The 24,574-nt window shown below is 62.8% G+C and carries 23 protein-coding genes; 15 read left to right on the forward strand and 8 right to left on the reverse strand.

The annotated features are described in order from the left end of the window. Positions 1-361: 361 nt before the first annotated feature. From EN850_RS19530 to EN850_RS19540, 3 genes are all read left to right on the forward strand, one after another. Positions 362-778, forward strand: a complete 417-nt coding sequence (locus tag EN850_RS19530; protein WP_127872583.1) for a GFA family protein — start codon at positions 362-364, stop codon at positions 776-778. Between the two features lie 78 nt (positions 779-856). Next, positions 857-1,216, forward strand: a complete 360-nt coding sequence (locus tag EN850_RS19535; RefSeq protein WP_127278686.1) for a diacylglycerol kinase — start codon at positions 857-859, stop codon at positions 1,214-1,216. A 40-nt stretch (positions 1,217-1,256) separates the two neighbouring features. Then, complete coding sequence (locus EN850_RS19540) at positions 1,257-1,844, forward strand: hemerythrin domain-containing protein (RefSeq protein WP_127872582.1); 588 nt, start codon at positions 1,257-1,259, stop codon at positions 1,842-1,844. A 4-nt stretch (positions 1,845-1,848) separates the two neighbouring features. On the opposite strand, the gene EN850_RS19545 is transcribed toward EN850_RS19540, so the two are convergent. Continuing rightward, positions 1,849-2,436, reverse strand: coding sequence for a DedA family protein (locus tag EN850_RS19545; RefSeq protein ID WP_127278685.1), 588 nt, complete (start codon positions 2,434-2,436; stop codon positions 1,849-1,851). Then, positions 2,433-2,993: a DUF1003 domain-containing protein gene (locus EN850_RS19550; RefSeq protein WP_127872581.1), complete on the reverse strand. Its 561-nt coding sequence runs from the start codon at positions 2,991-2,993 to the stop codon at positions 2,433-2,435. The genes EN850_RS19545 and EN850_RS19550 overlap by 4 nt, the downstream gene beginning before the upstream one ends. A gap of 88 nt (positions 2,994-3,081) precedes the next feature. Between EN850_RS19550 and EN850_RS19555 the strand changes: the two genes are divergently transcribed. The 6 genes from EN850_RS19555 to gltX all read left to right on the forward strand — a co-directional run bounded on the left by EN850_RS19555 (position 3,082) and on the right by gltX (position 11,127). Beyond that, the gene (locus EN850_RS19555) at positions 3,082-3,798 is read left to right on the forward strand and encodes a DNA-3-methyladenine glycosylase I (protein WP_127872580.1); all 717 of its coding nucleotides are present in this window, start codon (positions 3,082-3,084) and stop codon (positions 3,796-3,798) included. 64 nt (positions 3,799-3,862) lie between these two features. Further along, positions 3,863-5,539, forward strand: a complete 1,677-nt coding sequence (locus EN850_RS19560; RefSeq protein ID WP_136092051.1) for an NAD+ synthase — start codon at positions 3,863-3,865, stop codon at positions 5,537-5,539. A 54-nt stretch (positions 5,540-5,593) separates the two neighbouring features. Next, entirely contained in the window at positions 5,594-6,010 is a 417-nt protein-coding gene (locus EN850_RS19565) for a GNAT family N-acetyltransferase (protein WP_127872578.1), read from the forward strand. Positions 6,011-6,392: 382 nt separating this feature from the next. Next, a complete protein-coding gene (locus EN850_RS19570) occupies positions 6,393-8,198 on the forward strand; it encodes an ABC transporter ATP-binding protein (RefSeq protein WP_127872577.1) in 1,806 nt (601 codons plus the stop codon). Between the two features lie 218 nt (positions 8,199-8,416). Then, the gene (locus EN850_RS19575) at positions 8,417-9,598 is read left to right on the forward strand and encodes a hypothetical protein (RefSeq protein WP_127872576.1); all 1,182 of its coding nucleotides are present in this window, start codon (positions 8,417-8,419) and stop codon (positions 9,596-9,598) included. 155 nt (positions 9,599-9,753) lie between these two features. Beyond that, positions 9,754-11,127 (forward strand): glutamate--tRNA ligase, encoded by a 1,374-nt coding sequence (gene gltX / locus EN850_RS19580; protein ID WP_127872575.1) that lies wholly within the window; start codon positions 9,754-9,756, stop codon positions 11,125-11,127. On the opposite strand, the gene EN850_RS19585 is transcribed toward gltX, so the two are convergent. The 4 genes from EN850_RS19585 to EN850_RS19600 form a co-directional block, all read right to left on the reverse strand. Next, complete coding sequence (locus EN850_RS19585; protein ID WP_136092052.1) at positions 11,045-12,247, reverse strand: DUF2865 domain-containing protein; 1,203 nt, start codon at positions 12,245-12,247, stop codon at positions 11,045-11,047. The two genes, gltX and EN850_RS19585, sit on opposite strands and share 83 nt — an antisense overlap. A 143-nt stretch (positions 12,248-12,390) precedes the next feature. Further along, positions 12,391-13,068 (reverse strand): outer membrane protein, encoded by a 678-nt coding sequence (locus EN850_RS19590; RefSeq protein WP_127280094.1) that lies wholly within the window; start codon positions 13,066-13,068, stop codon positions 12,391-12,393. Positions 13,069-13,229: 161 nt separating this feature from the next. Beyond that, positions 13,230-15,554 carry an NADP-dependent malic enzyme gene (locus EN850_RS19595; protein ID WP_127872573.1) on the reverse strand — a complete coding sequence of 775 codons (2,325 nt, stop codon included), beginning with the start codon at positions 15,552-15,554 and terminating at the stop codon, positions 13,230-13,232. 175 nt (positions 15,555-15,729) lie between these two features. Further along, positions 15,730-16,509: an SDR family oxidoreductase gene (locus tag EN850_RS19600; RefSeq protein WP_135880471.1), complete on the reverse strand. Its 780-nt coding sequence runs from the start codon at positions 16,507-16,509 to the stop codon at positions 15,730-15,732. 117 nt (positions 16,510-16,626) lie between these two features. Between EN850_RS19600 and EN850_RS19605 the strand changes: the two genes are divergently transcribed. Both EN850_RS19605 and EN850_RS19610 read left to right on the forward strand, forming a co-directional pair. After that, the gene (locus EN850_RS19605; RefSeq protein ID WP_135915828.1) at positions 16,627-17,442 is read left to right on the forward strand and encodes a UDP-2,3-diacylglucosamine diphosphatase; all 816 of its coding nucleotides are present in this window, start codon (positions 16,627-16,629) and stop codon (positions 17,440-17,442) included. 130 nt (positions 17,443-17,572) lie between these two features. After that, the gene (locus tag EN850_RS19610) at positions 17,573-18,787 is read left to right on the forward strand and encodes an MFS transporter (protein ID WP_136092053.1); all 1,215 of its coding nucleotides are present in this window, start codon (positions 17,573-17,575) and stop codon (positions 18,785-18,787) included. On the opposite strand, the gene dgcA is transcribed toward EN850_RS19610, so the two are convergent. After that, entirely contained in the window at positions 18,758-19,741 is a 984-nt protein-coding gene (gene dgcA / locus EN850_RS19615) for an N-acetyl-D-Glu racemase DgcA (RefSeq protein ID WP_127872569.1), read from the reverse strand. The genes EN850_RS19610 and dgcA overlap by 30 nt on opposite strands. 77 nt (positions 19,742-19,818) lie before the next feature. Here dgcA and EN850_RS19620 point away from each other — a divergent pair, with 77 nt between their 5' ends. From EN850_RS19620 to EN850_RS19635, 4 genes are all read left to right on the forward strand, one after another. Next, positions 19,819-21,006 (forward strand): ABC transporter permease, encoded by a 1,188-nt coding sequence (locus tag EN850_RS19620; RefSeq protein ID WP_127872568.1) that lies wholly within the window; start codon positions 19,819-19,821, stop codon positions 21,004-21,006. Between the two features lie 4 nt (positions 21,007-21,010). Beyond that, entirely contained in the window at positions 21,011-21,820 is an 810-nt protein-coding gene (locus tag EN850_RS19625; RefSeq protein WP_127872567.1) for an ABC transporter ATP-binding protein, read from the forward strand. 14 nt (positions 21,821-21,834) lie between these two features. Then, positions 21,835-23,208, forward strand: a complete 1,374-nt coding sequence (locus EN850_RS19630) for an MlaD family protein (RefSeq protein WP_127279083.1) — start codon at positions 21,835-21,837, stop codon at positions 23,206-23,208. A 109-nt stretch (positions 23,209-23,317) separates the two neighbouring features. Continuing rightward, positions 23,318-23,896 (forward strand): ABC-type transport auxiliary lipoprotein family protein, encoded by a 579-nt coding sequence (locus EN850_RS19635; protein ID WP_245511798.1) that lies wholly within the window; start codon positions 23,318-23,320, stop codon positions 23,894-23,896. Positions 23,897-23,928: 32 nt separating this feature from the next. Here EN850_RS19635 and EN850_RS19640 read toward each other — a convergent pair whose 3' ends face one another. After that, on the reverse strand, positions 23,929-24,543 hold the full coding sequence (locus EN850_RS19640) for a 3'-5' exonuclease (RefSeq protein WP_135880467.1): 615 nt from the start codon (positions 24,541-24,543) through the stop codon (positions 23,929-23,931). Positions 24,544-24,574 lie beyond the last annotated feature (31 nt).

Raw genomic sequence — 24,574 nt, forward strand, 5'->3', positions numbered from 1 at the left:
CACCGACCTGGGGAGCGCTACCCGGTGCGCCAGAACATCTTGCGAAGAGGCGCGTCCCCACCTGCGCCCTTCGCTTGTGAAGATCATACTTGCGTCGGCGCTAAAGTTTCCTTAATCCGCCCGACTTCCACAGGTTTCCTCTACCTGTGGCTGTAAACGCATAAATTTTTGCACCGCCATCCCGGGACAACCCGCTGTTCGGTGGTCTTGAAGGCGAAACTTTTGCGGTGTGTTGCCGCAAATGAAACTGAATTTCGAATTCGCCGCGCCAATCGATGTCGTATTTGCTTGCGCGTAACCACGGCGAAGCTGGAATCCTGACAAGGATGCTGGAGACGAGGTTTCTTCGAGGACTGCCGAAATGAGCGACAACCACCAGGGATCATGCCTGTGCGGAGCGGTCCGCTTCCGGACAAGCGGGGCGCTGCGTGGCGTCGTCTACTGCCATTGTTCGCAATGCCGTAAACAGAGCGGGCATTTCTATGCCGCGACCAATGTCGCCGATACCGACATCTCGATTGAAGGGACGGAAAGCATCACCTGGTATGAAGCGTCCGCTTTCGCCAGGCGCGGCTTCTGCAAGGCATGCGGATCGGTGCTGTTCTGGAAGGCAATGGATCAGGACTATATTTCGGTCATGGCGGGATCGTTCGACAAGCCGACCGCGCTCAAGGGCGAATGTCATATCTTCGTCGGCGACAAGGGCGACTATTATTCGATAGACGACGGGCTGCCGCAGTTTGAAAAGTCGACGCCATCCATACCGGTCGCCGAATGAAATTTGGACGATCCGCCTTATTCCATTGATCGGAGCATTGCTTTATCCCGGGCCGGTGATTCCGAGAGGGGCCTTGGCATGCAACGGCTGATCGATGCTTTTATCAATTCGGTGCGGGCGTTTCGCAAGCTGGCCGCTCATGAGAAGGCATTCCAGCAGGAGCTGATGCTGCTGGCGCTCGCCTTGCCGGCCGGATGGTTCATTTCGGTCTCCTGGCGTGGTTATGCCTTGCTGATCGGCGCGGTGCTGCTGCTGATCATGGTCGAGGTTCTGAACACCGGCATCGAGGCGGCATGCGACGCGTTCAGCCGCGAGTTCAATGTCGACATCCAGCTGGCCAAGGACTGTGGCTCGCTGGCGGTGCTGATTTCGGTCGTGATCGCTGGCGGCGTCTGGGGCATTGCCCTGATCGAACGCATTACCGGGGTGCCGATCTGAGACCTTGATCCCTATATGACAGTCACCAAAGGAGACCGTCATGGCAGAGGTCACGAATTCCTCGCTTCTCGAACGCCTGGGCTTGCCGGAAGACCTGCGCTGGCTGGCCGAAAAGTATCCGCGCGAGAACTGGCAGGGTCACGCCAATATTCACGGCATGGCCAATATGTGGCTGCAGCGGCACGACATGTTCCGCGAACTCGGCGGCATGCTCACCGGCGGCATTGGCAACTATCGCGAAGGCAGACTGGCGGCTACCGATTTCGCGCGCTGGTTCGCACCACGCCTCAACCATTTTCTCGGGGATCTCGATGGGCACCACAATGTCGAGGACTACCAGTATTTCCCGGCCTTCGCCAAGGCGGAGCCCCGTCTGAAACGCGGCTTCGACATTCTCGATGCCGATCACCACACGATCCACGAAGGACTGGAGCGCAACGCCGAGGCGGCGAATGCCTTCATCCGCACACTTCAGGAGAGTGAGGACAAGCAGCGCTTCGCCGCCGATGCCTACGCCGACGAAAACAGCCGGCTGATCGCGATGCTGACCCGGCATCTCGCCGATGAGGAGGACCTGATCATCCCGCTCATTCTCGATCGGGGTGATCGGGCGCTCGGCATCGACTAACCGGTCAAACCTCCTTGGCGCGCTCCCGCTTGGCGATGTGGCGGGCGGCAAGCCAGGCAAGCACGGCCACGGCAAGGCCGATGCCAAGCCCGACGAACAGCCGCTCGTGGCGCATCAGCGCCTGGCCGATCAACTGTTCGGCTCCCAATCCGAAGACATAGCCGATCGTGCTGAACAGCACTGCCCAGATCACCGATGAGATGGCGTTGAGGATGACGAAGCGGGGCGCCGCTATGGTCGAAAGGCCGGCCGCGACGCCGCCGACCAGGCGCATGCCGTAAATGTAGCGGTTCGACAGCACGAATATGTTGGGATGGGTGTTGAGCAGACGGTAAGCGCGGCGAAAGCCGGGCCGCCGACGCAGCCTGACGACATGGCGATTATCGGCGAAACTCCTGCCGAGGATGAAGAAGAAGGTATCGCCGGCGAAGGCGCCCAGCGCTGCCGCGGCAAAGGCATGCCACAGCACGAAAACATGTTGGTGAGCGAAGAAGCCACCCAGGATCGCGGCACTTTCGCCTTCGGCCACGCAGCCGAGAAAAACCGCCAGCAACCCGTATTGTTCGATGAAATGGTGGATCGCCTCGGTCATGACGCCGACTGCTGTGACAGTCTTTCATCGATCCGCTTGACCACTTCCGCCAGCCGCACGATCTCGTCGCGCATGCCGATGATCTGGCTGTGGCGCAATTCGTCCAGTTTCTCATGCAGCGCCATGATCTCGATCTCGGCCTTCAGATTGACCTCGTAGTCGTGGGCGGCATCGATGCGGTCGCGTTCGGTCTGGCGGTTCTGCGCCATCATGATCACCGGCGCCTGCAGGGCGGCGATCATCGACAGCACGAGGTTGAGGAAGATGAAGGGGTAGGGGTCGAACGCATCGCGTGACAACAGCCAGACATTGCCTGATGTCCAGACGACCAGGAAGGCGATGAAGGTCAGGATGAAGGACCAGGAGCCGCCGATGCGGGCAATCGTATCGGCAAGGCGGTCGCCAAAGGTCTGATGGAAGGCGACGGCCTTGTTGGTGTCCCTGGTGATGGTGGTACGCTCGATGGTGCTTTGCAGCACCCGGCTTTCCAGCTGGCTCAGTCCATCCGGCTTACGCTTCAGCCAGCGGTTCGCCAGATCGTCGATCGTCTTGTTCATGGCCGTCTCCAAGCGCTTTGCTGCGCTAGAGGTAGAGGCTGCCGGCCCAGGCGGGAAGTGCTAGATTGAGGCGAACCGAGAGGGACCGATGGCCGACTTCAAGAAAATTCGCGCTCGCGCGGCAAATCGCAAGGGCGGCGAGGCGGAACTGACCTCCCTGTTGGGGCCGATGCCCGACAATGCGGCGGTGGCCGACATCACCGATGACCGTATCCTCTCGACGATGGCCGAGCGCGTCTTCGCAGCCGGTTTCGTCTGGCGGGTCATCGAGCAGAAATGGCCTGGATTCGAAGAGGCGTTCCTGCGCTTCGAACCCAAGCGGTTGCTGTTCCAGCCTGACGATTTCTGGCACGACCTGGCTTCGGATCAACGCATCGTGCGCAATCCGCAGAAGATCAAATCCGTTCGCGACAACGCCGCCTTCGTCGAGCGCGTGTCCAGGGAGCATCGCGGTTTCGGCCGGTTTCTCGCCGACTGGCCCGCCGACGACCAGGTCGGGCTGATGGCCTATCTCGGCAAGCATGGCAGCCGGCTCGGCGGCAACACCGGCCAGTATTTCCTGCGCTGGCTGGGCTGGGACGCTTTCGTCATTTCGGCCGATATGGCCGCCGCCCTTCGCGACGCGGGCCTCGACATCGCCGAGAACCCGACATCGAAGAAGGATCTCGACAAGATCCAGGCCCAGATCAATCAATGGGTGAGGGAGACGGGCCTGCCGCGCCGGCACATTTCGCGCATCCTGGCGATGTCGATCGGAGAGAACCATTCGCCGCAATCGCTGCGCGAGTATATGGGCGACGATTGACGGTCTGAATTGGTCCAAACGAACGCCATTGCGGGGCGAATTCCGCCGCGCTAAGTCAGCAGGCATGACCAAAAAACTCGACATACTGCGTATCGCCATTGCCCAGCTCAACCCGACGGTCGGCGATGTCGCCGGCAATCTTGCCAAGGCGCGCGAGGCGAGGGCGGATGCTGCCCGCCAGGGCGCCGATCTCGTGCTCTACACCGAGCTTTTCCTCGCCGGCTATCCGCCGGAGGACCTGGTGCTGAAGCCGGCCTTCCTCAGGGCATGCGAGCGGGCGGCCGAGGACTTTGCCAGGGATACTGCGGACGGTGGTCCGGGCGCCATCATCGGCACGCCGCTGAAGCGCAAGAGCGGCACGCATAATTCCATCGTCTTCGCCGATGGCGGCAAGATCATCGCCGAACGCTACAAGCTCGACCTGCCCAATTACGGCGAGTTCGACGAGAAGCGCGTTTTCCAGGCCGGGCCCGAGATCCAGGGGCCGGTCAACTTCCGTGGCGTGCGCATCGGCGTCCCGATCTGCGAAGACATCTGGGGCGAGGTCGGCATCTGCGAGACGCTGGCCGAAAGCGGCGCGGAAATCCTGCTGGTGCCGAACGGCTCGCCCTATTATCGCGCCAAGATCGACGTTCGCCGCCAGGTCGTCATCAAGCAAGTCATCGAATGCGGCTTGCCGATGATCTATGCCAACCAGCTCGGCGGCCAGGACGAGCTGATCTTCGACGGCGCCTCCTTCGCCATCGGTGCGGACAAGACGCTCGCCTTCCAGATGAGCCAGTTCGAGGACGCGGTCGACGTCACCACCTGGAAACGTGCGGACAATGGCTGGGTCTGCTCGGAAGGACCGATGTCGAAAATCCCGGACAAGGAGGAGGCCGACTACCGCGCCTGCATGCTTGGCTTGCGCGACTACGTCAACAAGAACGGCTTCAAGAATGTGGTGCTCGGCCTGTCCGGCGGCATCGATTCGGCGATCTGTGCGGCCCTTGCGGTCGACGCGCTCGGCGAGGAGCGGCTGCGCGCCGTCATGATGCCTTACCGCTACACCTCGAAGGACTCGCTCAAGGATGCCGAGGACTGCGCCCGTGCACTTGGCTGCCGGTATGACATCGTGCCGATCTTCGAGCCGGTCGAAGGATTTTTGCACACGCTGACGCAGTTGTTCGAAGGCACCAAGGAAGGCATCACCGAGGAGAATTTGCAGAGCCGCGCGCGCGGCACCATCCTGATGGCGATCTCCAACAAGTTCGGCTCGATGGTCGTCACCACAGGCAACAAGAGTGAGATGTCGGTCGGCTACGCCACGCTCTATGGCGACATGAACGGTGGCTTCAATCCGATCAAGGACCTCTACAAGATGCAGGTCTATGCGCTGTCGCGCTGGCGCAACAGCCATGTGCCGCCGGGCGCGCTCGGGCCTTCGGGCGAGGTGATCCCGAAGAACATCATCGACAAGGCGCCGTCGGCCGAATTGCGTGAGAACCAGACCGACCAGGATTCGCTGCCGCCCTATCCGGTGCTGGACGATATTCTGGAATGCCTGGTCGAGAACGAGATGGGCGTCGACGACATCGTCGCGCGCGGCCATGACCGGGCGACGGTGACACGCATCGAACATCTGCTCTACATCGCCGAATACAAGCGCCGGCAGGCGGCGCCGGGTGTAAAAATCACCAGGAAGAATTTTGGCCGCGACCGCCGCTATCCCATCACCAACCGTTTCAGGGATCGTGGATAGGCGTCCTTTCGCCTGCTGAGCGAGAGTGCGCGAGACCGCGGCGAGAGTGCCATCATGCCGGACTGTGAGATCAGCTTCGACCTGTCACGCATCGATTTCCGCGCGACCTCCGACCTGTTGATGGCGAGCTACTGGGGAGCTGGACGCAGCGATGCGTTTCATCGCCGAGCCTTTGCCAACTCGTTCTGCGCCGCCGCTTACATCGCTGGCAAGCAGGTCGGTTTCGGCCGGGCGATCACCGACCGCACGGTATTCGCCTATCTCGCCGACATCATCATCTGGCCCGAACATCGCGGGCAAGGCATTGGCTTGCGGCTGGTGCGGGCACTCATCGATCATCCTGAACTCAGCACCGTCTCGCACTGGAGCCTGTCGACCAGCGACGCGCATGGGGTCTATGAAAGACTGGGCTTCAAGGCATCGACGGATGGACGATACATGCGCCTCGATCGTGCGGTGTCTGCCGGGTAAGCAACGCGCGACGACGACAGGCACCAGTCGCGACTGTTGCAAAATCGCCTCATCGGCTGGTCCAGCACTGCTTTTGGCCATGGCTTGCCTTGGCGAACGATCGAAGCATCCCTATAACGACCTCTCCGCGATTCCCTTCAGGGAGGACCGAATGCCAGGATTTGACATCGTTATGCGAGGCCGCGAAGCCTAGGTCTGCGCCGGTGTTCCGAAATATCGGAACCATTCCCGACGCAGAAAAGGCATTTACCGCTGCCGGTCGCCGCCCATTGGGCGGGCGACCAACCATAGCCGAACCTCCGCATTCATGGGCAATTGCCCGGCGCGGCTTATCAATTTTCGACCTTACTGGGATCGGGCTCGTTTGCGCCCGAATGACATCATGGCTCGTTTTAAGATCGATTTGCGCGCCAGCGCCTTTCGCAGTGTTCTTGGGTTCACGCTCATCCATTGGCGGCGCCAGCCCTGGCGGCTTTCGCTGATCATGGGCGGTTTCCTGCTGTCGACGCTGGCCGACGTGCTGACACCGCTCTATTCCGGCCGGCTGGTCGATGCCGTCGCCAGCAGCGCCGGCGCGGACGCGATTGCCTGGAATGCCGCGATGACGGCATTCCTGATTCTGATGGCGCTGGCGCTCACCGGCGTCGTGCTGCGCAACCTTGCCTTCATGGCGATCGTCGAATTGACTCTGAAGATGATGGCCGACATCGCGGCGGACGCTTTCCATCGCGTCCAGCGCTTTTCCACCGACTGGCATGCCAACTCGTTTGCCGGCTCGACCGTGCGCAAGGTGACGCGGGGCATGTGGGCGCTCGACCTGCTCAACGACACTATCCTGATCGCGCTGCTGCCGTCCGTCGTCATGCTCCTAGGCTCGACGCTGCTGCTCGGCTGGTTCTGGCCGCTGATGGGCGCGGTGGTCGCGGCTGGCTCCGTGCTGTTCATCATGGTGACGGCGATGCTTTCGCTTGGCTATGTGGCGCCGGCGGCAAGACTTGCCAACACCTGGGATACGCGGCTGGGTGGCTCGCTGGCCGACGCGGTGAGCTGCAACGCCGTGGTCAAGGGCTTTGGCGCCGAGGAGCGCGAGGAGCGCCGCCTCGCCAGGGTGGTTGCCAAATGGCGTGCGCGCACGCGGCGCACTTGGGTGCGCGGCACCATTAACGGCACCACGCAAGGGGCGCTGCTGCTGGTCATGCGGGCCGCGGTGATCGGCCTGGCGCTGATGCTGTGGTCGTGGGGACAGGCGAGCGCCGGCGATGTCGCCTTTGTGCTGACCTCGTTCTTCGTGCTGCAAGGCTATTTGCGCGATATCGGCACGCATATCCGCAATTTGCAGCGTTCGATCAACGACATGGAGGAACTGGTCGATTTCCAGTCCGAACCGCTGGGCATTGAAGATCGGCCTGGCGCCGGACCGATTGCCATCACGCAGGGCCACATCGCCTTCGACAACGTCACCTTTCACTACGGCAATCACCGGTCTCCGCTCTATCGCGACTTTTCGGTGGATATCGCACCGGGTGAACGTGTCGGGCTCGTCGGTCACTCGGGCTCGGGCAAGACCACCTTCGTCAAGCTCATCCAGCGGCTTTATGACGTGAACGCGGGAACGATCGCGATCGACGGCCAGGATATCTCGCAGGTCGCCCAGGCGTCGCTGCGCGGCCAGATCGCCATCGTCCAGCAGGAACCGATCCTGTTCCACCGTTCGCTGGCCGAAAACATCGCCTATAGCAGGCCAGGCGCCAGCCAAGAGGAGATCGAGCATGCCGCGAGACTGGCGAGCGCGCACGATTTCATCGCCAACCTGCCGAAAGGCTATGGCACGCTGGTCGGCGAGCGTGGCGTGAAACTGTCGGGCGGCGAGCGTCAGCGCGTGGCGATCGCCCGCGCTTTCCTGGCCGATGCGCGCATCCTGATCCTGGACGAGGCGACATCGAGCCTCGATTCGGAATCGGAGGTGCTGATCCAGCAGGCGATGGAACGGCTGATGGTCGGCCGCACGACGCTGGTCATCGCGCACCGGCTTTCGACGGTGAGGGCGCTCGACAGGCTGCTGGTGTTCGATCGCGGCAAGATCGTCGAGGAAGGCTCGCATGACGAGTTGATCCGCCTGAAGGGCGGCATCTACCGCCGCCTGTTCGAGCGCCAGGCGCTGGAACTGACCAAGGGCCTCATGGTCTGACCCGAGATGGCCTCCGGCTTAGGCTGGAGGCCATCTCCATCACGCGGTGCGAGACGTCCGAGCCCCTGTCACCCGGCATATGCTGGCTAAGCAAATCCGCCTGCGAAGTCCTTTTTCATATATCGAGATCGCGGTGTCTGTTTACGTTACCGACCGAGATTCGTTGCCTCTACTTTTGGTTGTTGTATGGTGCACAAGCAACCTAAACGGTCTTCGCAATGCATCTTGCTTCCGGAACTACTGGCGTGGAAAAGGTGGCTGCGCCATCGGTGCTGGGATCTCAGCACGGCTCGGTTCGGCCGCTCGCCGCCGAAGATCTCGAACGCGTCGCCGCACTCTTCCTGACGCAGTTTCGCCGGCGTCGCCGTCACCTCCTCGATCGCGCGATCGTGGAGACGGCCGAGTATATGAGAAAGATCTATCTTGACCCTGCCGGCCAGTCCGGTGAGAGCAGTGCCCTTGTCCAGATCAATCCGCAGGGCGATCTGGGAGGGTTCCTTGGCGTTCTGAAAACCCGTTACGAACTCAACGGAGCGGCATTGAATGCGGCGATCATCGGTCCGTTCATGGCCGACCCTGGCGCCGATCACGGCTCGGCCGGACCGCAATTGCTGCGCGCCTTGCATCAGGGCGAATTCGATCTGCAGCTGACGGATTCGGCCAACCGGGTATCCCTGGCCTTCGCGCGTCCGATGAAATACCAGCTCCTGCCGGTCCATTGTCTGGGATGGACCTATATCTTCCGGCCAGCCGCGATGGCGGCCGCCGCACTGCACCGTAAATGGCCACGCCTGCCTCGCCTTGCACTCGAACCCTGCGCGAGGGCGTTCGATGCTCTCACGAAGCGAAGGTTCGAAGCGCCCGTCCAGCCTTCATCGTCGCATCGGGTCCATGCCGAGCCGATCAATGCCGCGCAATTTGCCGAGCGGCTGCCGGCCCTCCTGTCGGATTACGCTCTTCGGCCGAGTTGGAGGGATGGCGAGCTGCCGCGGCTGCTCGCATTGGCGGCCGAGAAGCGGGCCGACGGCCCGCTTCATTTTGGCGGGACTTACGACGAGACCGGCAGAATGGTCGGCTGCTATGCCTTCTACGGCCAAGCCGGCGACATGGCGAACCTGTTGCAAATCCAGGCGTCCGCACCTCACTGGGGCGCGACGCTGGATGGCCTTGTCGCCGCAGCGCGGGATATGGGCTGCGTGGGCATCAGCGGGCAGACCCAGGGCACGTTCATTTCCCACCTCTTCGGTTATAGGAATCTCATCTTCCGCTATGCCGGGGGGACGATGGTCCGCTCGCGAATCGCCGAGGTCACGGAGGCGGTCCGCTCCGGCGACATCGCTATCGGCGGCTTGATGGGCGACCGCTGGACCCGCCTCAGTTCCGACGACTTCGGCCGCTGATCGCCTTCGACTTACCTCTTCGGGGCGCTGCCGGCCATGCGCGGCCTGAGGCACGCCCGGCCCGGTCTTTTCATTCCAGCCGCCATGTTCTATGTCTGCGGCACGGCGCGGGGGCGCATCTTGTCAATCACAAAGGCATCCGGTACGCCCCGCTCATGACAGTTACCGTTCGTTTCGCCCCGTCACCGACCGGCCGCATCCATATCGGCAATGCGCGCACCGCTCTGTTCAACTGGTTGTTTGCCCTCAACAACAAGGGCCGTTTCATCCAGCGCTTCGACGACACCGACGTCGCCCGCTCGAAGCAGGAATTCGCCGACGCCATCCTTTACGACCTGCACTGGCTGGGCATTTTCCCGGATGCCACCGAGTATCAGTCGCGACGCTTCGAAATCTATGACGCGGCGGTCGAGCGGCTGAAGGCTGCGGGTGTCCTTTACGCCTGCTACGAAACGCCGGAAGAACTCGACCTCAGGCGCAAGGTGCGCCGCACGCGAGGCTTGCCGCCAGTCTATGGCCGCGAGGCGTTGGCGTTGACGACGGAGCAGGTGGCCGAATATCAGGCCGACGGGCGCCGGCCTCACTGGCGTTTCCTGCTGCCCAATTTCTCCAGCGATCCGCTGCAGCCGGAGCGCACCGAGATCCACTGGAACGATCTGGTGCGTGGCGACGAGACGGTGGATCTGGCTTCGCTGTCCGATCCGGTGCTGGTGCGCGAGGACGGCACCTATCTCTACACGCTGCCCTCCGTCGTCGACGATATCGAGATGGGCATCAGCCACGTCATCCGCGGCGACGATCATGTCACGAACACCGGCGTGCAGATCGCCCTGTTCAAGGCGCTGGGCGCCGAGCCGCCCGTTTTCGGCCACCACAATCTCCTGACCACCGTCTCGGGCGAGGGACTCTCGAAGCGCACCGGCGCGCTTTCCATCGAGAGCCTGCGCGAGGACGGCATCGAGCCGATGGCCGTCGCTTCGCTGGCCGTGCTGGTCGGCACATCGGAGAATGTCGCGGCCGCGCATGACCTGGCCGAACTCGCCGGCCATTTCGACCCGGCCGCGACCTCGAAATCGTCGTCCAAGTTCGACCCGGCCGAGCTGTTCGTGCTCAACCGGGTGCTGTTGCACCGTATGCCGTTCGCCGAGGCGCGGGACCGGTTGATGGTGCTGGGTATTTCCGGCGAACACGCCGAGCCGTTCTGGCTGGCGGTGCGCGGCAATCTCGACCGGCTGGCTGATGCGATTGCCTGGTGGCGTGTCCTGCGCGAAGGGCCGCAGGAGATGCCCGAATTTTCCGATGACGACCGCGATTTTCTCCACCAGGCACTCGATCTCCTGCCTGAGGAGCCGTGGAACGGGACGGTCTGGAAGGATTGGACCGGCAAGATCAGGGAAGCGACCGGCCGCAAGGGCAAGGCGCTGTTCATGCCGCTCAGGCTTGCCCTTACTGGACGGTCTTCGGGGCCGGAGCTTGCAGATCTATTGCCGCTGATGGGTCGGGAAGGAACGTTGGCCCGACGACCCTGACCTTGCGCTGTTCCGGGGGCAGGGCCGAAACGGGCGATGTCACCGGCCTGGCCGAAAGACGTTTGATGGCTTCACGGTCGAGCCCGCCTTGCATGTTGGCCAGGGTCTCGGGGTCGGCACCCGGATCGGGCTTCGAGGCCGGTACCGGAACAGACGGCGCCGCGTCCGGTTCGGGCTGTGATTGTTGCTGGCTTGGCGAGTTGCCGCCAATGATCTGGAAATTCTGCGCGGCATTGCAGCCGCAAGCGGGTGGCCGCGACATGTTGGGCTGTTTGTAGAGATAGGCGGTCGGCAACTCGCCGTAGGGCCTGCCGGTGACCGATGACGTCATCGATGCCGAATCGTCGTCCATGCCGCGCGAATAGAAGACCTGCATCTCGGTACCGGGGCAGGCCGATTCGCAATTCTTCTGGTCGCGCTCGAAATCGCCGGCCGAGGCGGCGTTCGACATGGGGAAGAAATAGCCGTCGCAAGTGCGCACGCAACTGGTGTGGAATTCGCCGCCGCTGCCCGCAACGTCCGGAATGCCGGGCTGGTTCAGGACGCGGCTGACATCGCTTTCTTCGCCCGAATCGTCAGGCTGGTCCAAGGTATCGATCCGCCGGTTGTCGGCGCCGAAAAGCTGGTCGAAGAGGTTGGCATTGTCCCCATCTTCACGATTGGCTTCCTGCGCAGGCGCGCGACGAGGCCCCACCGCATCGTCACGGCAGTCATTGGCATCGAGCGCCGCCAGGATGCGGCCGCGGTCGCGGCGTGAGCCGCCGCCGGCGAGCTGGGCACGCTTGGCCTGTAGACTGTCGAGATTGGCGTTCATGCGCTCGATGGTGGCGTTCAGCCCGGCACACTGGTTGATGTTGCGTGAAAACAGCGAGAACCCGCAACCGGCGCTGCTCGCCTGACCGCGAGCCTTCGAGATCTGGTCGCGCTGCCTTTCGATCGCGGCGTCGTATTTCCGCACCAATGCCGGGCCTCCGCCACCGCCGCGTGAGGTCGCGGCGAGGTCAGCCTCCAGTTGACGGCAGACCCGCGAAGCGGCCTGCGGCTCGCTGACCGCCGCGCCGGACAGCAGGAGGCCGAGCAGCACGGCAGCATGCGCCTGCTTCAAACCTCCGCTTGCCATCCGCCTCGATCCCGCTTGCCAGTAATGGCCAAGGCTACGCCGTTCGCGGTTAATCGTCCATTTCGGAAGTCATCTTGTGTCGGCTGAAAAGCGGCGCGCATTCGATGGTGCCCGTCAGCCGCGGCAATGGGCATGGCCGGCCGTCAGAACTTGTAGTTCATCCCGATCCTGACGGTACTGAACGTATTGTCGAAGGTCGTATTGGAGTTGGGCGCGTAGTTGATCGTCTGGTCCCGCAGGTCGACATATCGATATTCGGCATTTGCCGACCAATGATCGGTGATTGCCTGCTCCAGCCCTGCGCCAATCGTCCAGCCAACCTTGGTGTTCTTTTCGGAATAGCTGTTGGCGGGTCCGTCGAGATATTGGTTTTCGACGCCTCCGAAAGCAAGGCCGCCAGTCCCGTAGACAAGGGTGCTGTCGAAAGCATAGCCCGCCCTGGCGCGGATCGTTCCGAACCAATCCACCTTGGTGTCGTAGACATCACCTCCGCCGACATTGATCTCGTCGGAATGTCCCTTGATATCGGCGCCCGAAATATCGGCCTCGATTCCAAGAACCGCGGAATTGACCTGGTAATTGTAGCCGATCTGGACACCGCCCAGAAAGCCGTCGGTGTCATAATCCTGCGTGCCCCGGATCGTTGGCGTGTTTGGCAGGTTGTAGGTCGCGTCGGTGCTGCCAAAACCATAGCCGAGATGCCCGCCGACATAGACGCCGGACCAGTCATGCACGGTCGGCTCGGACCCGATGGCGTCGGCGGCGAACGCCTCTGCGCCAGTCACAATCAGCATTGCCGAAGCGAGCAACAGGGCTCTCATGACATTCTCACGGCCTAGTCAGACGGCCTGACCATATCAAATTGATCCGTGCCGTGAAATCCGCATTCGTTCAATGCGGGATTTCTCGATCAAGAGTTGTGGGCTCGCAACACTTGATCCGCCCAACGCGGGGCTGGATCAATCGGGTCGCGAGAGCCAGTTCAGTCCAGATTGGCGATCGCTTGCGCCTTGTGCGCCGCTTCGACCACCGCCAGTGCGGTCATGTTGACGACGCCGCGCGAGGTCACCGAGGGCGTCAATATGTGCGCCGGCTTGTCGGTGCCGAGAAGGATGGGGCCGACATGCAGGGCATCCATCATGGCGCGCAGTGCCGTTAGCGTGATGTTGGCCGAATCGAGGTTCGGGAACACCAGGAGATTGGCTTCGCCCTTCAGGCGTGAATGCGGATAGACGCGCTGGCGCAGATGCTCCGACAAAGCGGAATCGGCGTGCATTTCGCCATCGCACTGCAGTTCCGGTGCGATGCGCGCCAGAATGGCCGCGGCCTGACGCATCTTCAGGGCGCTCGGCGAATCGCGCGAGCCGAAATCCGAATGCGACAGCAGCGCCGCCTTCGGCTCGATGCCGAAGCGCTGGATTTCCTCGGCCGCCAGCACGGTCATCTCGGCGATTTCGTCGGCCGTGGGGTCGACGGAGACGTGAGTGTCGGTGAGGAAGATGATGCCGCGCTGCGAGATCAGCATGGAAAGGGTCGACAGGTCCCGGTCCTTGATGCCGGTGCGCGGCCCAATGATCAGCGTCACATTGCGCAGATGCCGCTCGAAACGGCCTTCGAGGCCGCAGATCATGGCGTCGGCGTCGCCGCGCTTGAGCGCCAGCGCCGCGATCACCGTGTTGTCGGTGCGCACCATGGTGCGCGCGGCCTCCGTCGTCACGCCACGGCGGCCGGCGAGTTCGATCAGGAGGTCGACATAGTGGCGGTAGCGCGGATCGTCCTCCGGGTTGATCAGGCCGAAATCGACACCGGGCTTGATGCGCAGGCCGTAACGCTTCAGCCTGACCTCGATGACATGCGGGCGGCCGATCAGGATCGGTTCGGCGATGCCTTCCTCGAGCACAACCTGGGCGGCACGCAGGACACGCTCGTCCTCGCCGTCGGCGTAGATGACGCGTTTGGCGCTGGAAGCCTTGGCGGAGGAGAATACCGGCTTCATCACCAGGCCGGAGCGGAAGACGAAGCGGTTGAGCTTGTCGATATAGGCGGCGAAGTCGGTGATCGGCCGCGTCGCGACACCGGTGTCGCAGGCTGCCTTGGCGACGGCCGGCGCGATGCGCAGGATGAGGCGCGGGTCGAAGGGCGAGGGAATCAGGAATTCGGGGCCAAAGATCGGCGTTTCGCCGGAGTAGGCGCGCGCGGCGACATCGGAAGGTTCCTCGCGGGCAAGGGCGGCGATTGCCCGCACCGCCGCCATCTTCATCTCCTCGTTGATGGCGCTGGCGCCGCAGTCGAGCGCACCCCTGAAGATGTAGGGGAAGCAAAGCACGTTGTTGACCTGATTGGGAAAATCGGAACGGCCCGTGCAGATCATGGCGTCCGGACGCGCCGCGCGCGCCACTTCCGGCATGATCTCGGGATTGGGATTGGCCAGCGCCAGGATCAACGGCTTCGGCGCCATGTGTTGCAGCAGCTCCGGCTTCAGCACGCCGGCGGCGGATAGCCCCAAGAACACATCGGCGCCCGGGAGGACGTCGGCCAGCGTGCGCGCCTCGGTTTCCTTCACATAAGGGTCTTTCCAGCGGTCCATCTCGTCGACACGGCCCTTGTAGGCGACGCCGAAACGGTCGGTGACCCAGATGTTCTCGACGCGCACGCCGAGCGAAACGAGCAGATTGAGGCAGGCAAGGGCGGCGGCACCTGCTCCGGAGGTGACGACCTTGATCTCCGAAATGGTCTTGCCGGCGAATTCCAGCCCATTGAGCACGGCGGCGGCGACGATGATGGCGGTGCCGTGCTGGTCGTCATGGAACACCGGTATGCTCATGCGGGCCTTCAGGCGTTCCTCGACCTCAAAACACTCCGGCGCCTTGATGTCCTCGAGGTTGATGCCGCCAAAGGTCGGCTCCAGCGCGGCGACCGTTTCCACCATGCGCTCGATTTCAGGCGCGTCGATCTCGATGTCGAAGACGTCGATGCCGGCGAACTTCTTGAACAGGACCGCCTTGCCCTCCATCACCGGCTTGGAGGCAAGCGGCCCAATATTGCCGAGACCGAGCACGGCCGAGCCGTTCGACACGACGCCGACCAGGTTGGCGCGCGCCGTGTAGTCGGCGGCGGTCGCCGGGTTGTCGCGGATCTCCAGGCAAGGAGCAGCGACGCCGGGCGAATAGGCGAGCGCCAGGTCGCGCTGGTTGCCGAGCGGCTTGGTGGCCTGAATCTCGAGCTTTCCCGGCGTCGGGTGCTTGTGAAAATAGAGGGCGGCTTCGTCGAGGTCCGAACGTGCCGTTTTCTTGTTCTCGCCTTCCATGCGGCCGCTCCTCGAAACCTGCTTCGGAGTCCTTTTAGCATGAGGCCAAGGTTTTTCGCGACGCTAATTGACGCGCCGGCAGCTTTAAATGCCGGAGCATCAAAATGCGATATTTGCCAGATGGTTACGGCTGTTTCATGAAAAGTCAGATTGCGTTGCTTCGCAGGCGCGCCGGTCAAAAGGCACTGACGTAGAGGCCTCCGTCGACGGGTATATTCTGCCCGGTCAGATAGCCGGCATGGACAGAGCACAGGAAGGCGCAGATCTGGCCGAACTCCTCCGGCGTGCCAAGCCGCTTGGCCGGTACGTCGGCGCTGATGCGGGTCTTGCGCGCCGTGGCCGCCTTGGGGTCCTCCGACGTGCCGGCCTCATGCGGGCCGCGCAGCCGGTCGGTGTCGAGCTTGCCCGGCAGCAGGCTGTTGATGGTCACGTTGCGCTCGATCACCGTGCGCGCCACGCCGGCAAGGAACGACGTCAGGCCGGCGCGCGCCCCCGATGAGAGGTCAAGGCCGGGGATCGGGACGTAGACCGACAGCGAGGTGATGTTGACGATGCGTCCGAAGCCACGCGCCGCCATGCCGTCGATGACCGCCTGTACCAGTTCGATCGGTGTCACCATGTTCTGAGTAACGCCTTCGAGGATTTTTCCACGATCGAGTTCGCGGAAATCGCGAAGCGGCGGCCCGCCATTGTTGTTGACGAGGATGTCGGGTTCCGGACAGGCAGCGAGCAACGCCTTTTGTACCTCCGGCTTCGAAACGTCGCCGACGACTTCCGTCACCGTCACGCCATGGCGTTGGCGCAGCTCCGCGGCGGTTTTGGCGACCAGCTCCGCATTGCGCCCATTGACGACGATGTCGCAGCCTGCCTCGGCCAGCGCCATGGCGCAGCCACGCCCGAGCCCCTTGCTCGAAGCGCAGACGATGGCCTTCTTTCCGCGGATACCAAGATCCATGACGATTTCTCCTTTGATTTGCCCGGCAGGCTAGCGCCAGCGCTGGACCAATCGCAACCGTCATACGGTTGTTGCATGAATCGGGGCATAGGCTGCTCGAAAGCAAGGGTGAATCCGATGTCAGGCCAAGAGCCCCGCACTTTCCGCAGCATGTTCATTTCCGATGTCCATTTGGGCTCGAAAGCGGCGAAGGCCGATTTCCTGATCGATTTCCTGCGCTACCACGATGCCGACATCATCTATCTGGTCGGCGATATCGTCGACGGCTGGCGCCTGAGGCGCAGCTGGCACTGGCCGCAAAGCCACAATGACGTCGTGCAGAAACTGCTGCGCAAGGCGCGCAAGGGCGCCTCGATCACCTATATCGCCGGCAATCACGACGAATTCGCCCGTCAGTTCCAGGGCGTGCATTTCGGCGGCATCGTCGTGGCCGACCGCGCCATCCACGAAACCGCCGATGGTCGGCGACTGCTGGTCATCCATGGCGACCAATTCGATACCGTCGTCCACAACCAGCGTTGGCTCGCTTATCTCGGCGACCATGCCTATGACGCCGCCATGCAGGTCAACCGGGTGATCACGCGGCTGCGCCAACTGCTCGGCCTGCCTTATTGGTCGTTTTCGTCCTGGGCCAAGGTCAAGGTCAAGAAGGCCGTGAACTTCATCGGCTCGTTCCAGACGGTGCTCAGCGAGGAAGCGCGACGCTCGCATGTCGACGGTGTCATCTGCGGGCACATCCACCATGCCGCCATCGAAAGCTATGGCGACGTGCAATATATCAATACCGGTGACTGGGTGGAGAGCTGCACCGCCGTGGTCGAGCATTTCGACGGCCGCATGGAGATCCTGACCTGGGCGCATGTGCTGCCCAAGGCGCCTGACGAGCCCTTCATCCCGATGCTGATCGAGGACAGGGTGGTGCATGCGGCCTGAGGTGGAAGCCGGCCCTGTACTTTCTGGTGTTAATCGACTGGTCCAGCCGGTTTCGTCCGGTTTTTCCTCATGTTAAGGATCGGTTTGCGCTGCTCGCCGGTCGTTGAGCGCAGCGTCATTGGATCGATTCATGCCGCTGCCGCCGCTTTCGCCCGAACAACTCGTGAAGCCGAGCCGTTTTGAGCTGCGCATGAGCCTCATCTTCGGCACGCTGTTCATATCGCTTGGCACCCATTTGCCCTATTTCCCGCTTTGGCTGCAGGCCAAGGGGTTTCACGCCGAGCAGATCGCCGTCATCCTTGCGGCGCCCATGTTCCTGCGCGTGGTGACGACACCGCTGCTGACCACGCTTGCCGATCGTGCCAGGGACCGCGCCGATGTCTATGTCGTGCTCGTGGCGGCCTCGTTCCTGTTGTCCGCGGGGTATTTCCTGACGCCGACCTACGCGACGGTGCTGGCGGTGTCGTTGCTGCTGACCATTGTCTGGACGCCGCATTCGCCGATCGCCGATTCACTGGCGCTTTCGGGCGTGCGCCGCTTCGGGTCCAACTATGCGGGCATGCGCAAATGGGGATCGATCTGCTATCTCCTGGCCAATGTCGCGGGCGGCTTCATTCTGGCGGCTACTGGTCCCCGGGCCGTTCCGGTGATCATATTCCTTGCCCTTGGCGCGGCACTCGCCGCAGGCCTGATGGCGCCGCGCCTGGGGAAGCCGCGCAAGGCCTCGCCGCTGTCGGCGACGGAAATCCAGCAGGCGGCGCCGGGCCTGTTCAATGCCTATTTCCTCTATTTCACGCTTGGTGTCGGCATCATCACAGCCAGCCACGCCTTCCTTTATGGCTTCGTCTCGATCTATTGGAAATCGATCGGCATCAGCGATTCCGTCGTCGGCCTGCTATGGGCGTGGGGGGTGGTGTCCGAGGTCTGCATGTTCCTGTTTTTCAATCGAATATTCGCCTCCGTACCCGTCGTCCGGGTTATGCTCATTGCCGGCATCGGCTCGATCGTGCGTTGGATCGCCTTTCCGCTGGTGTGGCCGCTCGGCCTTGGCGTCGGCGGCTTTTTCGCAGTGCAGTCGCTGCATTCGGTGTCTGTCGCAATGGTGCTGATCGGCCTGCAGAAGATGATCGCCGAAACCGTCTCAGAAGAACGCACGGGCGCCGCGCAAGGCATCGCCTATTTCTTCAACGGGTTCTTCATGGCCGCCGTCACGCTTGCCTCCGGTCCGCTCTATGACCGCCTCGGCGTCGATGGCTTCCTGGCGATGATCCCGATCGCGATCATTGGCCTCGTGCTGATCGGGCTTGCGGCCCGCTCAGCCCCACAGCGCCCGGTCCGGGGGTGAGACGAGCGATCCCTGGTAGACGAGACCCGGCACACGATCCCGGGCAAGCAGCAGCGGGCCGTCGAGGTCGACGAAATCGGCTCCTTGCGCGAGCAGAACGGCCGGCGCCATTGCCAGCGAGGTGCCGACCATGCAGCCGACCATGACGCCGAAACCCAGTTCGCGAGCGCGGTCGCGCAAGGTTAGCGCCGCCGTCAGCCCGCCGGACTTGTCGAGCTTGATGTTGACGGCATCGTAGAGTCCGACAAGGGATTCGAGGTTTCCTGCTTCATGAACGCTCTCGTCTGCGCAGATCGGGACCGGGTGCGCTATGTGGCGCAGGATGCCGTCACGGCCCGCCGGCAGCGGCTGCTCGATCAGGGCGATGCCCTGCTCGGCGGCAAAGGCGAGGTTCGCGACGATGTTGTCGTCGGTCCAGCCTTCATTGGCATCGAGGATCAACCGGCTCTCGGGCGCGGCCTGTCTCACCGCCCGGATGCGGGCGATGTCGTTGTCGCCGCCGATCTTGACCTTGAGCAGCGGCCGGCCGGCGTTGGCGCGGGCCTGCGCCGCCATCGCCTCGGGTTCTCCGAGCGACAGCGTGTAAGCGGTTTCGAGCCGATGCAACGGGTCCGGCCAGATTGCGTTCGCCACCGGATTGCCGCTGATCTTGGCTTCAAGATCCCAAAGGGCACAGTCTACAGCGTTGCGCGCCGCCCCGGCAGGCATTGCGTCGAGCAGGGCGATGCGGTCCATCCCGCCGGCGATCCGGTCACTCATCGCCTGGATCGCGTCATGGACACCAGCCATGGTCTCGCCATAGCGCCTGTAGGGAACGCATTCGCCACGCCCGCTATGGCCACCCTGGCTGATCGTGCAGGTGATGACCTCGGCCTCGGTCTTGGAGCCGCGCGAAATGGTGAAGGTCCCGGCGATCGGAAAACGCTCGGCCTCGACCGAAATGACACGCGCCATATTTTTCTGCTCCGGCTATGCGAGAAGGGTTGTCGGCAAATCGACAAGGTCGGACCCATCAGGCTAAACAGGACGCCATGTTGACCATCGGTAAACGCGACGCAAGCGGCACGACCGCCTCGGGGGCTGATCACGACCCGCGCGTGGCGGTCGGCGAGGAGGGTGGCGTCCTCGGCTGCGCGTTTTCCGGAGTCTGGACGACACGGACCGTGGCGCTGATCGACGCCGAGATGCGCAAGATCGAGAAGCGAAGCGGTTTCAAGACGTTGGCGCTCGATCTTTCGAAAATCGAGAAGATCGATACCGCCGGCGCCTGGCTGATCGACCGGCTGGTCAGCGTCTTCGAGAAGAAGAATGTCGAGGTCCGGCTGCAAGGCCAAAGTGATGTCGCTTCCATATTGCTCGAAGCAGTCGGCGAAGCCGTCCGGCGCGAGCCCGAATCCGGACCGGCGCGGCCGCCCAACATTGTCATTCGGGCGCTGGAGGCGGTTGGCCGGCGCGTCTACGAGATGCGTGACGATTTCCTTGCCTCGATGAACATATTGGGCGCTACCATCCGCGGCGCGCAGATGAAGCTCGGCCGCGGCCATGCGGTCAACCCGGCAGCGATCTTCAACCAGATCGATCGCATGGGCGTCGGCGCTATCCCCGTGGTGGTGCTGATGTCGGCGATCGTCGGGGCCATCGTCGCCCAGCAGGGCGCCTATCAGCTCAGTTATTTCGGCGCCGACATCTTCGTCGTCGATCTCGTCGGCGTGCTGATCCTGCGTGAACTCGGCGTGCTGATGACGGCAATCATGATCGCCGGCCGCTCCGGCAGCGCGATCACTGCCGAAATCGGCTCCATGAAGATGCGCGAGGAGGTCGATGCGCTGAAGGTCATCGGCCTCAATCCGATCGGCGTCCTGGTCTTTCCGCGGCTGGTTGCCCTGGTGATCGCCTTGCCCTGCCTGACGATCATCGCGAATTTTGCCGCACTTGGCGGCGGCATTGTCGCCGCCTGGCTTTACTCCGATATCCCGCCCGCTGCCTTCATCGACCGGTTGCGTGTCGCAATCGATCTCAGCACGATTTTCGCCGGCCTGATCAAGGCGCCGTTCATGGCCATGATCATCGGCACGATCGCCTCCGTCGAGGGCATGAAGGTTGGCGGCAGCGCCGAATCGCTCGGCCAGCACGTGACCGCTTCGGTGGTGAAGTCGATCTTCGTCGTCATCATCCTCGACGGGCTTTTCGCCATGTTCTACGCAGCGATCGAGTTCTGACAAGATGGCGAAGGGCAATGGGGTCGAGGTGAAGGACGAGGTCGACAGCGAAATCGTCCTTTCGGTGCACGACGTCACCGTTGCCATTGACGACAAACTGATCCTCGACAAGCTGTCGCTCGACATCACGCGCGGCGAAATACTGGGGTTCGTCGGGGCCTCGGGCGCCGGCAAGTCCGTGCTGTTGCGCACCATTCTGGGCTTGATGCCCAAGCAGTCGGGAACAATCAAACTGTTCGGCGTCGACGTCGACAAGGCAAGCGACATCGAGCGGCTGCGCATCGACATGCGTCTTGGCGTGTTGTTCCAGCATGGTGCGCTGTTTTCGGCGCTGACCGTGATGGAGAACGTGCAGGTGCCGATGCGCGAATATCTCGACCTGCCAAGGAAGCTGATGGACGAGCTGGCGCTGCTCAAGATCGAGCTGGTCGGGCTGCCGCCGGATGCGGCGCAGAAGTTTCCCTCCGAACTCTCCGGCGGCATGATCAAGCGCGCCGCGCTTGCCAGGGCGCTGGCGCTCGACCCCGACATCGTCTTTCTCGACGAGCCGACGTCGGGCCTCGACCCGATCAGCGCGGCCGAGTTCGACGAACTCGTCGTCAAGCTGCGCGACACCATGGATCTGACCGTCTACATGGTGACCCACGACCTCGATACGCTGTTTACAGCCTGCGACCACGTGGCGGTGCTGGGCAAGAAAAAGGTCCTGGTCGAAGGCACTATCGACGACATGCTGAAGAGCGAGGAACCGTGGGTGAAATCCTATTTCCGCGGAAAACGCGCACGGCAACTTGATCTTGCCGCTCGTGCATAGCCATAAGTGAAGCAATGGAAACCAGAGCCAACTACGTCATTGTCGGCATTTTCACGCTGGTTGCGATCCTGGCGGCTTTCGGCTTCGTCTATTGGACGGCCGCGATCGGCGACAGGGGCGAGACGACGCTGCTGCGGGTGCGCATTCCGGGCTCGGCCTCTGGTCTCGGCCGCGGCAGCTTCGTGCTGTTCAACGGCGTCAAGGTTGGCGACGTCAAGCGTGTCTATATCGACGTCGACAATCCGACTGTCGCCATCGCCGACACCGAGATCGACCGGATGACGCCGATCACCAAGTCGACGCAGGCCGATATCGGCCTTGCCGGCCTTACCGGGCAGGCCAATATCGAGCTCAAGGGCGCCGACCCCAAGGAAGTGAAGCTGCTCGACCAGGCTGAAAAGGAGGGCAAGGTCGCCGAGATCATCGCCAATCCTTCGGCCGTGACCAATCTGCTGCAGACGGCGCAGAACATCTTTACCCGCGCCGACAAGGTGCTGACGGAGCTGGAGGGCTTCACCAAGGATGTCCGCGGGCCGCTGACGCAGACCGTGCAGAACGTACGGACGTTTTCCGATGCACTGGCCAGGAATTCCGACGGCATCGACAAGTTCTTGTCCGCCGTCAGCGCGCTGTCCGATGAGCTGAAAGGCGTTTCAGGCAAGCTCGACGGCACGTTGAAGGCAGCGGAGGGCCTGCTCAATGCCGTCGACAAAGACAAGATCAAGAGCATCGTTGCCAATGTCGACACGGTGACGGGGAACCTCAAGGAAACCTCGCGGCAGCTGGATGGCGTGATCAAGAACGTCGATACGGCTGTCGGATCGGTCAACGACTTCGCCAAGCAGACGCAAGGCACGCTGGCCAAGGTCGATGGCGTACTCGACGGCATCGACCCGGCGCAGGTGCGCCAAGCGCTCGCCAACATCCAGAAGGCCAGCGACAACGCCAACAAGGCGGCTGCCGATATCGCTGAGGTGACCGGCAAGATCGCCAATCGGGCCGACGACATCGACCAGACAATCAAGGACGCCAGGCAATTGGCGCAACGGCTCAACGACGCCTCGGTGCGGGTCGACGGCATACTCGCCAAGGTCGACAAGCTGCTCGGCTCGGGTCAGGCCGACGGCGTGATGGCCGACGCAAGGGATACGCTGAAATCCTTCAAGCAGGTCGCCGATACGCTGAACGCCCGCCTTGGGGTCATCACCGACAATCTGGCGCGCTTCTCGGGCCAGGGGCTGCAGAATGTCGAGGCGCTGGTGCAGGACAGCCGCCGCTCGATCAACCGCATCGAGGAGGCGGTGACGGATCTCAGCCGCAATCCGCAGCGCATCCTTTCGGGTGGCGAGGGCGAGGTTCGTCAGTTCGACGGCAGGGCGCGGCGTTGACTTCGGCGCCGCCCCGCCGCAAGAACAGTGCTCGTGAATGCGGGTTTGATCTTACGATCGGGGACAGCGGGGATCACGCGTGGCGTTGAGTAGGCTTGGAACAGGCGGGTTGAAATCAGCTGCGCTGCTGGCTGTCCTGGCGGTTGCCGGTTGCGCGGCTCTCGGCGGCAAGCCGGCACCGCTCGACACGTTCGAACTGTCGGCGCCATCGGTCGACGCGCATGGCCATAGCCGCAAGCAAATCCTGATCGCCCAGCCTTCGGCGTTGAAGGCGCTGGACAGCCAGAACATCGTCATCAAACCCTCCGACCGCTCGATCCAGTATCTGAAGGGCGCGCAATGGGCCGACCGCCTGCCGCTGATCGTGCAGGCGCGGCTGGCCGAGACGTTCCAGCGCTCGGGCAGCTTTGCCGGCGTCGGCAAGCCGGGCGAGGGGCTGGCGATCGACTATCAGGTGATCGTCGAGGTCCGGTCCTTCGAGGTCCGCGTCAATGGCGGCGAACATGCCGAGGTCGACCTGTTCGTGCGCCTGCTCAACGACCGCAACGGCGAAGTGAAGGCTTCCAAGAACTTCACCGCATCCGCACCCGTATCAGGCAGCGGCAACCCGGCCTATGTCGGCGCGCTCGACGCGGCCTTCGGCGATGCGGCCAAGCAGATCGTCCGCTGGACCGATTCGGTGATCTGAGCGCCAGACGCGCAGGAGTTCCATCTTTCGGGCTACGGACGGTCGAAGACGTCCGGCCGCAGCTTTCCAGTCTTCATCAGGTGCTGCAGGGTGTAGGTGACGGACAGCGCATCGTCTAGCGCGTCATGCCCCTGCAATGGCGGGTGTTCGACGCCGTAATATTGCGCAAGCTTGTTGCTCGGTGTCCTTGCCAGGTCCTCGATCGGCATGCCGGCCGCGATCAGCAGTTTCACGGCGTTGTCGAACCGGGTGGCCGGGATGGGCGGCTTGATGCCCGCGACATAGCAACTGATGGCGATCATGTTCAGTTCGTCCTTGCCCCAGGACCAGAACCGAGCTCCATCGGAAAACCGATCGACGCCGGCAAGGGCTTCTTCCAGCCCGACGCCTTCGGCCTCGATGATTTCTTCGGTGATGCCGGTCAGCCCGGTGAAGAACGGATCAAGCGCGTATCTCTCGCCGAATCGGTCTATCGGCGTGATGTAGGCCTTGTGCGTGCCCAGCACGGGGAAGTCGCCTTCGAGGCCGAGCCTTGCAGCCCCGATCTGGGCGATGACCGGATCCGGGTCATGGGCCGCGCACCAGTATCTGCGTTGTGAGCCCTCAAGGCAGAGAAACTCGCAGTCGAAGATGATTGCCGTCTTCACAAGTCAGTATCCGGTTCCGGAAAAGCGAGAC

Origin of the sequence: Mesorhizobium sp. M8A.F.Ca.ET.207.01.1.1, from assembly GCF_004794715.1 — a bacterium.
In the GTDB taxonomy this organism is placed as follows: domain Bacteria; phylum Pseudomonadota; class Alphaproteobacteria; order Rhizobiales; family Rhizobiaceae; genus Mesorhizobium.

Bases quoted from the DNA above. Each gene is read 5' to 3' on its own strand.
- EN850_RS19530 (WP_127872583.1), top strand. From the start codon at position 362: ATGAGCGACAACCACCAGGGATCATGCCTGTGCGGAGCGGTCCGCTTC.
- EN850_RS19535 (WP_127278686.1), top strand. From the start codon at position 857: ATGCAACGGCTGATCGATGCTTTTATCAATTCGGTGCGGGCGTTTCGC.
- EN850_RS19540 (WP_127872582.1), top strand. From the start codon at position 1,257: ATGGCAGAGGTCACGAATTCCTCGCTTCTCGAACGCCTGGGCTTGCCG.
- EN850_RS19545 (WP_127278685.1), bottom strand. From the start codon at position 2,436: ATGACCGAGGCGATCCACCATTTCATCGAACAATACGGGTTGCTGGCG.
- EN850_RS19550 (WP_127872581.1), bottom strand. From the start codon at position 2,993: ATGAACAAGACGATCGACGATCTGGCGAACCGCTGGCTGAAGCGTAAG.
- EN850_RS19555 (WP_127872580.1), top strand. From the start codon at position 3,082: ATGGCCGACTTCAAGAAAATTCGCGCTCGCGCGGCAAATCGCAAGGGC.
- EN850_RS19560 (WP_136092051.1), top strand. From the start codon at position 3,863: ATGACCAAAAAACTCGACATACTGCGTATCGCCATTGCCCAGCTCAAC.
- EN850_RS19565 (WP_127872578.1), top strand. From the start codon at position 5,594: ATGCCGGACTGTGAGATCAGCTTCGACCTGTCACGCATCGATTTCCGC.
- EN850_RS19570 (WP_127872577.1), top strand. From the start codon at position 6,393: ATGGCTCGTTTTAAGATCGATTTGCGCGCCAGCGCCTTTCGCAGTGTT.
- EN850_RS19575 (WP_127872576.1), top strand. From the start codon at position 8,417: ATGCATCTTGCTTCCGGAACTACTGGCGTGGAAAAGGTGGCTGCGCCA.
- gltX (WP_127872575.1), top strand. From the start codon at position 9,754: ATGACAGTTACCGTTCGTTTCGCCCCGTCACCGACCGGCCGCATCCAT.
- EN850_RS19585 (WP_136092052.1), bottom strand. From the start codon at position 12,247: ATGGCAAGCGGAGGTTTGAAGCAGGCGCATGCTGCCGTGCTGCTCGGC.
- EN850_RS19590 (WP_127280094.1), bottom strand. From the start codon at position 13,068: ATGAGAGCCCTGTTGCTCGCTTCGGCAATGCTGATTGTGACTGGCGCA.
- EN850_RS19595 (WP_127872573.1), bottom strand. From the start codon at position 15,554: ATGGAAGGCGAGAACAAGAAAACGGCACGTTCGGACCTCGACGAAGCC.
- EN850_RS19600 (WP_135880471.1), bottom strand. From the start codon at position 16,509: ATGGATCTTGGTATCCGCGGAAAGAAGGCCATCGTCTGCGCTTCGAGC.
- EN850_RS19605 (WP_135915828.1), top strand. From the start codon at position 16,627: ATGTCAGGCCAAGAGCCCCGCACTTTCCGCAGCATGTTCATTTCCGAT.
- EN850_RS19610 (WP_136092053.1), top strand. From the start codon at position 17,573: ATGCCGCTGCCGCCGCTTTCGCCCGAACAACTCGTGAAGCCGAGCCGT.
- dgcA (WP_127872569.1), bottom strand. From the start codon at position 19,741: ATGGCGCGTGTCATTTCGGTCGAGGCCGAGCGTTTTCCGATCGCCGGG.
- EN850_RS19620 (WP_127872568.1), top strand. From the start codon at position 19,819: ATGTTGACCATCGGTAAACGCGACGCAAGCGGCACGACCGCCTCGGGG.
- EN850_RS19625 (WP_127872567.1), top strand. From the start codon at position 21,011: ATGGCGAAGGGCAATGGGGTCGAGGTGAAGGACGAGGTCGACAGCGAA.
- EN850_RS19630 (WP_127279083.1), top strand. From the start codon at position 21,835: ATGGAAACCAGAGCCAACTACGTCATTGTCGGCATTTTCACGCTGGTT.